The 7,689-nt window shown below is 39.1% G+C and carries 6 protein-coding genes; all 6 read right to left on the reverse strand.

Annotated features, from left to right (window positions below; all coding sequences use genetic code 11):
• Positions 1-236: 236 nt before the first annotated feature.
• The 6 genes from LEP1GSC061_RS08875 to LEP1GSC061_RS08915 all read right to left on the reverse strand — a co-directional run bounded on the left by LEP1GSC061_RS08875 (position 237) and on the right by LEP1GSC061_RS08915 (position 7,389).
• Positions 237-716, reverse strand: coding sequence for a L,D-transpeptidase family protein (locus LEP1GSC061_RS08875; RefSeq protein ID WP_040508301.1), 480 nt, complete (start codon positions 714-716; stop codon positions 237-239).
• A gap of 213 nt (positions 717-929) precedes the next feature.
• Positions 930-1,757, reverse strand: coding sequence for a hypothetical protein (locus tag LEP1GSC061_RS08880; RefSeq protein ID WP_198014253.1), 828 nt, complete (start codon positions 1,755-1,757; stop codon positions 930-932).
• 516 nt (positions 1,758-2,273) lie between these two features.
• Positions 2,274-2,750: a hypothetical protein gene (locus LEP1GSC061_RS21450; RefSeq protein ID WP_156844525.1), complete on the reverse strand. Its 477-nt coding sequence runs from the start codon at positions 2,748-2,750 to the stop codon at positions 2,274-2,276.
• Positions 2,751-3,273: 523 nt separating this feature from the next.
• The gene (locus LEP1GSC061_RS08895; RefSeq protein ID WP_016545115.1) at positions 3,274-4,065 is read right to left on the reverse strand and encodes a hypothetical protein; all 792 of its coding nucleotides are present in this window, start codon (positions 4,063-4,065) and stop codon (positions 3,274-3,276) included.
• A gap of 223 nt (positions 4,066-4,288) precedes the next feature.
• On the reverse strand, positions 4,289-5,101 hold the full coding sequence (locus tag LEP1GSC061_RS08900; protein ID WP_016545114.1) for a FlgO family outer membrane protein: 813 nt from the start codon (positions 5,099-5,101) through the stop codon (positions 4,289-4,291).
• Positions 5,102-6,927: 1,826 nt separating this feature from the next.
• Complete coding sequence (locus LEP1GSC061_RS08915; RefSeq protein WP_156844521.1) at positions 6,928-7,389, reverse strand: hypothetical protein; 462 nt, start codon at positions 7,387-7,389, stop codon at positions 6,928-6,930.
• Positions 7,390-7,689: the final 300 nt, after the last annotated feature.

A 7,689-nucleotide genomic window follows, 5' to 3' on the forward strand; every position in this document is an offset into this window, starting at 1 on the left:
AACCAAATCTACACGCTTCCGAGCTTCGAAAAAGAAAAAAACAAAATCCGGCGGAATTGCGCTTAACGACCAAGGTGTTCCGACGTTTGCGATGGCACGAGTTTGCTCTGCAAGGCGAGTGACAGAAGCAAATGTGGCGAAGCCCGAGCGAGCGGTCGTGTAAGCGATCCGCGAGCGGAGCGGAAGCACCGACAGTTAGGCGACGTTCCGGATCGAATAGCAAATATTTAAATTGATCATGGTTCAATTATGATTTTTGAACCAACCGGAACTATTTCTATCAACTTATCCATTTGTTCATTAGTAACTGCAATACAGCCATGAGTCCAGTCCCAAAATGTATGTAATTTCCCTACCCAATTCCATTTTGTCTGCATTCCATGAATTAGGATTCCACCACCGGGGTTTACTCCATTTTCCTTTGCCTTTTTTATCTGATCAACCTTTGGATAAGAAATATGAAAAGCTTTATAGTATTCCCAATCATTTATTAGATAATCTAGTTTATATTCGCCTTCAGGTGTTCTACCATCACCTTCTTGCAACTTATTCCCATCAGGATTAAATCCAAGTGAAATCTTTAATTCTAGAATATTTACACCGTTTTGAACTACGATAAGCTTTCTTTCACTTTTCTTTACAGTTACAGAAGTAATTTCTTTAGATGATAAAGAAAATGAAGCTGTTAGAATTATTAGAGCTAAAAGTCTTTCCATTATTAAATAATATCTTTCCGGAATGTCCGCCTAACGACGTTGGCTTGCCGACGTTGGCGACTCTGAGCCTCGAAGAGGCGTTAGAGCCAGGCGCGACCTTTTGCCAAGCAAAAGTCGTGACTGGAGCCAATGTGCCGAAGGCCAAGCAAGGGTTGCGGAGCAAGCCCGAAGCGATGCGGCAAGTTGGCAGTTAGGCGCAGTTCTGAGAATTAGCTACTGCTTTTTTTCAATTTTCTTTAACAATAATTCGACCTGGTCAATATACATGAATCGACCTTTTTCCATGATCAATTCTTTATAAGTCGAATTATCTGTCATAGTCCCGATAAAGAAAAATATAGGTATTTTACCTTTCCCTTCAAAAAATGCAGAGTCAATAGGTATTCGATGATTTAAAGCAACATTAAGTTTATAAGGTAGACTTTTCTTTTCCAAAATAATATCTTGAATACTATCTAAATCACCCCAATTCAGACGATCTCCGTCTTTCGCAATGGGGAGAATATTAAACAGGGTTCTCTTCTTCATATTTTGGAGGTTCATTTCGCTGATGCGATAATCAGCATAATCTTCATCATCGTCAAATTCAAGAACATACATTGTGTTGTTTTTCTTAAGATCCAAATACCACTTATAATGATACCCATCGCTTCCGTTATAAGTTTCGCAAAATTCATTTTTTGCATGTACATTATAATAGCAAAGCCTACTCACCTGCTCATCGTACATTAAATAAATATTTTTATATGCAATATTATTTATAGCGTAAAATTTCGCAGAATCAGAACGATATTTAGATTTAAGAAAAGGTCTTATTTTATTTATTCTTAGTGCCGAACTTAAATTTCCTTTTTTAACTCTTCCGGACCCAAGAACTTCTAAAAAATCATCTCCATATGCGTTGAAAGGAAAAGATATTAGAAATAGTAATACGAATATTGTTTTGTACATTATATTTTCAGAATTGCGCCTAACGACGTTGGCTTGCCGACGTTTTGCAATGGCACGAGACTTGCCCTGCAAGGCGAGTGACAGAAGCAAAATGTGCCGAAGGCCAAGCAAGGGTTGCGAAGCAAGCCCGAAGCGATGCGGCAAGTTGGCAGTTAAGCGAAGTTACGCCTCAAACACACTGCAATTTAATTCAATTTCACTACTTGGACGAAAGTCCAATAGTATTAAATTCCCTTATTCCAAAGTATCGCGCTCCCCTTTCGGGATTGGATAAAATGGAACCATATACTTCCGCAGGACGCTCAAATACCAAGATGGACATCATGTCGACGGCACCAGCCTCCATTGGGGAGCGCTTGAAGACTATAAGATTTACTACGTTTAGAAAATAAATCCCAACGCTTCCGAGCTTCGAAAAATAAAAAAACAAAATCCGGCGGAATTTCGCTTAACGACCAAGGCTTGACGACGTTGGCGGGCTGAACGAAGTGAAGACAGGCACGAGAATTGCCACTGCAATTCGAGTGACTGAGCCAATGTGCCGAAGGCCAAGCAAGGGTGCGAAGCATCCCGAAGCGCTGCGTCAGAGCCGATAGTTATGCGAAGTCATGGTGCTATAATAACAAATAATTCTGTTTTTCTCGTATAGGATATGAATTGCGTAATATACTCCGCTTCGAAGGCATTGTCAGAGGAAATATCAGCTGTCGTTAAATCAATTAAATTAGTCAAATTTCCAAATCCGGACCGGGCGCCGTTTAAATATATCAACTTTCCATTAAACGTAGTCTTTATAATTTTTGGTAAATAAATATATCCGCTTCGCTTAATTGAGACCAACAATTTATCTTGTTTTGAATACAATGCTTTATCTGTTATAAATTTCACATCAGAGAAAATTAACGAAAGGGATAGGACGTGAAGAGCAAGCCCAATTAGCATGAAAGGGATAATCAATATTTTATTATAGAACAAATCTAATAGATTTCGTGAGAACAATTGGATATTCGCAAAATATTTAAAATTAATTTTTAATAAGCCAGGAATCAGCAGAATAATCAAAATAGCAAAAACCCAATACATATTGACTTGGATCTCCAATCTAAGCATAACACTAGCAAGGACCGAAATACCGAGTAAAAGCAACCAATTCTTTAAAAGTAGTTTCGTTAACCACCTTCTAATAAGATCAATCTGTGTATTACCCGGACTAACTATCGCCAATCCTTCGAAATGAACAAGTACAAGTGCAAAACACAATATGATAAATATTGCATAGTGAAATATTCCATAAGGTAGAAGTAATTTACTAATTGGATGGAGCGAGTAAATTTCAATTATCTCAATTAGCAAAAAGTACCATATTCCGCCGAAGGTAAAAATTATACTTAAAAGTAGTTCTAATTTAATTCTCATAAAATTATTATACCATGATTTCGCATAACAACCAAGGCTTGACGACGTTGGCGAGCTGAACGAAGTGAAGACAGGCACGAGAATTGCCTATGCAATTCGAGTGACTGAGCCAATGTGGCGAAGCCCGAGCAAGGGTCACGAAGTGAACCCGCAGCGAAGCGTCAGAGCCGACAGTTAGCCGAAGTGGCGCCTATTTCCATCGCTCAAACAAAGCAGAATTTTCTGCAATCAACAAAGTTAAATATTCACTGTTTGATTTTCTGAAAATATCTATTTTCGAAGCAATCTCGATAAAAAGGAGTTCGCGCACAGATAATAAGTTTTTCAGAGTCATTATATAAAATTCTTGATCCTTTCTTTCTAATCGACTCGTCGATACATAGTCGACTATATTCATTATATGAGCTATATAATTATAGTATAGATAGAAAAAATCAGAGTCTTTTGCATAGGAAGCAATAGCTCCAGCGTCCTTTTTGACACTTAAGTATCGGTTAATTAACTGCGTCATATCATTTCGAAATTTATCGGAACCTGCGGAATTCCCTTTTGCATAGCTATTCTGCAAATCATACAACATACCGACTAAATTAAAAAATGTGCTCTCAAATCTGTTTCGCTGCGTATTTTCATTTTGATATGCAAGCTCTTTTTGCTGACCTTGCCACACTTTTTGACTTTCTTTGAGTTCAAATTGCTGCATCAGTATATCTTGCCTTTGACCAAGAAAGGATAGATATATCAATAAGAGACCAGATAGGCTGAGAATTGTTCCAGTCGTTCCAGACAAATAATCTCCGATTTTTGATAGATTATCTATCTTTAATAAATCTAACTGAGTTTTTCCATCAGGCTCTTTCAGCAGAAAAACTGGGAGAAATAGAATTATTGCAGAAAGCACTAAAATAAAAATAATTATCTTAATTTTGAGGATCTGCTTTTCGTATCTATTATTTAAATTTGTATATTCAACTTGATCCATAAACATCTCATTCTGTTATTAAAATTTTGGAATATCATTAAATTTCAGCCATTTCGGCTAACGACCAAGCCTTGCCGACGTTTTGCGAGTGCGAAGCACTTGGCGCGAGACTTGCTTTGCAAGACGAGTGACAAAGCAAAATGTGCCGAAGGCCAAGCAAGGGTGCGAAGCATCCCGTAGCGCTGCGGCAGAGGCGTAAGTTAGTCGCCGTAATCTCAATTACTCAGAATACATGAAAATCGCTTTGAGGAAAGAGATACTTAGGAATAATTATTTTTTCCGCAGCTACCACAGTTCCGGTGTCTATTCTAATTATTCTCGCATTTATTAATATCTCTTCCTTATCATTCTTTAAGGTTCCCGTTAAAATAGCGTCTGCTCCTAAGAATTTGCCTATCTCATTCCTTACATCGGAACCCTGAGTTAACCCTGTTTTCTGAAAACTAAGTTCTTTTATCACTGAATCAAGAGAACGTCTTTCTAATACTTGCAATTTATAGTTAACAAGGTAATTGATGAGAGATTCTGGGAGGCGTTTTCCTAATACAGTCCGCTCACCCTTAATACCTTCAAAATCAAAAACTGCAATTTTAAGATCCTTAGGAGTGCTTACAGATAACTGTTTAGCCATGACATTGAGGTAACTCTCAATACTTTGAGTTTGGCCAAATACGATTGCGCTTTCAACCAAATTGACTTGAAACTGAGTTTTATTCTTTCCTGGAGGAACAACTATGGCAGTGGCCAAATGGCTACCATTTAATATGTATTGAATCTTCCCGACTTTTCCTGGATACTCTGCAGATTCCACTTCGTAATTTATTTCTCCAGAAGGCCAATCCCCTTCTTCTTTCTGAATATTTGAGTATTTAAGTTTTATAAAGTATTCTCCATTCCTTTTTCCCTGATCAATAGCATTCTTAGCTATAGAATAAGTTATTGGAGCAACTAAAACTGCAAGGTCTTCAGGTTTTTGACAGTTGAAGCAAAAGATAAATCCAATTACTACGAGAATGAATTTTAAATGGGTTTTCATAGTTTTCTCTTAGAATAAATATTTTGAGATTATGGCGACTAACGACGTTGGCTTGCCGACGTTTTGCAATGGCACGAGACTTGCTCTGCAAGGCGAGTGACAGACGCAAAATGTGCCGAAGGCCAAGCAAGGGTTGCAAAGCAAGCCCGAAGCGATGCGGCAAGTTGGCAGTTAAGCGAAGTTACGCCTCAAACACATTGCAATTTAATTCAATTTCACTACTTGGACGAAAGTCCAATAGTATTAAATTCCCTAATGCCAAAGAATCGTGCTCCCCTTTCGGGATTGGATAAAATGAAACCATATACTTCCGCAGGACGCTTAAATACCAAGATGCATATCATGGCGACGGCACCAGATGCCATAGGGGAGCGCTTAAACTCTGAATAATTTCCTATGTTTTAGAACCAAATCTACACGCTTCCGAGCTTCAAAAAATAAAAAAACAAAATCCGGCGGAATTTCGCTTAACGACCCAAGGCTTGACGACGTTGGCGACTCTGAGTCTCCGAAGGAGACGTTAGAGACAGGCGCGGATTTTGCTTTTGCAAAAGCCGTGACTGAAGCCAATGTGGCGCAGCCCGAGCGAGGGTTGCGAAGCAAGCCCGAAGCGATGCGTCAGAGCCGACAGTTATGCGAAGGTCCAAACGCTATACATTATAGTTAATTGATTCCGAACTTTTTGTATCTCTTTACTATTTCGTAAGTAGTTTCTACGACAGAAATACCCACGGAAACAGTTAGCAAAATCAAAGCCACATAATAACTCGAAAGCCAAAATACTATGCGATTATCTGAGTAGTTACTAAGATTAAAACTAGCGACCTCGAAGAATAATGCTGATAATGAGCATACTGAAAATGTAAAAATAGTCACCGATCGAAGAAGGAACTTTAAAAAGAGCAATCTTACAGAATAGATCTCTAAGAGAATCGGAATCCAGCAAATGATTATCGCAAGTCCGAGCAGCCCGTCATCAGAGCCGGAGCTTTCGAGTTCCCATACTACTAACCCCGAATCAGTGACTGGTCCACCATAAAACAATAGAGACAGATTGCCAATTATCACAGGTATTGGTGAAAGAATTTAAGATAAAGTTATTAACCTTCTGAATAGACTCTTTGCGAAGCATGTAAAACGTTAATGTCTAAGATTAAATTATTTGGACTTTCGCATAACGACGTTGGCTTGCCGACGTTGGCGACTCTGAGCCTCGAAGAGGCGTTAGAGCCAGGCGCGACCTTTTGCCAAGCAAAAGTCGTGACGGGAGCCAATGTGCCGAAGGCCAAGCAAGGGTTGCGAAGCAAGCCCGAAGCGATGCGGCAAGTTGGCAGTTAAGCGAAGTTACGCCTCAAACACGTTGCAATTTAATTCAATTTCACTACTTGGACGAAAGTCCAATAGTATTAAATTCCCTTATTCCAAAGTATCGCGCTCCCCTTTCGGGATTGGATAAAATGAAACCATATACTTCCGCAGGACGCTCAAATACCAAGATGCACAGCCTGGCGACGGCACCAGCCTCCATTGGGGAGCGCTAAAACTCTGGAAAATTTCCTATGTTTTAGAACCAAATCCGCACGCTTCCGAGCTTCTAAAAATAAAAAAACAAAATCCGGCGGAATTTCGCTTAACGACCAAGGCTTGACGACGTTTCGCGAGTCCGTAAGGACTTGGCAAGAGACTTGCCTTGCAAGGCGAGTGACAAAGCGAAATGTGCCGAAGGCCAAGCAAGGGTTGCGAAGCAATCCCGAAGCGCCGCGTCAGAGCCGATAGTTATGCGCCGTTTTCTTTCCGTAATAAAACAATTTAACTTAATTATATCTTTATAACGACTCAATATCCTCAATCAACATTACAACCGTCGATTTCTTTGAAGGATCCCTTGGTCGTGAAATTATGCCGAATTTAGCTGATATTAAAACCTTTTTTCCAATTTCTATTCTTCGAAATTTAGTAGCTATTTCCTTTTTAAAGAAGAGAAAACTATATTTTAAACATGAATCTTCGTCATACAGCTGACCTGTATCCTCAAGAGAAAAATCGTCACTTATTCCAAATATCTCCGTTAAAACTGCAGAATCAATAATCCCTGAATGCGAAAGAGTTTCAGGATATTTGCGAACCTGAAACCTAAAGGTGATTAATTTTTTGTAAACCTCTTCATTTTCAGATTTAGCAAGTCTACAAATGTCTTCCAATCCGAATTTTGAATATTCGGATCGTTTCGTATTAGTTGATGTGCAAGTAATTATGAAAGCGATACTCAAAAGATAGGCTAATTTCATTTTATCTTTGGGTCAGAGAAAAATTAAATTTCAACTTTTAATAAGCATTCTCTATTTGAGAATTATTTCAAAGAAAATGGCGCATAACGACGTTGGCTTGCCGACGTTTTGCAATGGCACGAGACTTGCCGTGCAAGGCGAGTGACAGAAGCAAAATGTGCCGAAGGCCAAGCAAGGGTTGCGAAGCAAGCCCGAAGCGATGCGGCAAGTTGGCAGTTAAGCGAAGTCACGCCTCAAACACACTGCAATTTAATACAATTTCACTACTTGGACGAAAGTCCAATAGCATCCAAATTTACT

The sequence above is a fragment of the Leptospira wolffii serovar Khorat str. Khorat-H2 genome, assembly GCF_000306115.2.
In the GTDB taxonomy this organism is placed as follows: domain Bacteria; phylum Spirochaetota; class Leptospiria; order Leptospirales; family Leptospiraceae; genus Leptospira_B; species Leptospira_B wolffii.

What these genes read in the sequence shown, in the direction of transcription:
- LEP1GSC061_RS08875 (WP_040508301.1), bottom strand. Translation starts at nt 716, where the DNA reads ATGGAAAGACTTTTAGCTCTAATAATTCTAACAGCTTCATTTTCTTTA.
- LEP1GSC061_RS08900 (WP_016545114.1), bottom strand. Translation starts at nt 5,101, where the DNA reads ATGAAAACCCATTTAAAATTCATTCTCGTAGTAATTGGATTTATCTTT.
- LEP1GSC061_RS08915 (WP_156844521.1), bottom strand. Translation starts at nt 7,389, where the DNA reads ATGAAATTAGCCTATCTTTTGAGTATCGCTTTCATAATTACTTGCACA.
- LEP1GSC061_RS08895 (WP_016545115.1), bottom strand. Translation starts at nt 4,065, where the DNA reads ATGGATCAAGTTGAATATACAAATTTAAATAATAGATACGAAAAGCAG.
- LEP1GSC061_RS21450 (WP_156844525.1), bottom strand. Translation starts at nt 2,750, where the DNA reads ATGTATTGGGTTTTTGCTATTTTGATTATTCTGCTGATTCCTGGCTTA.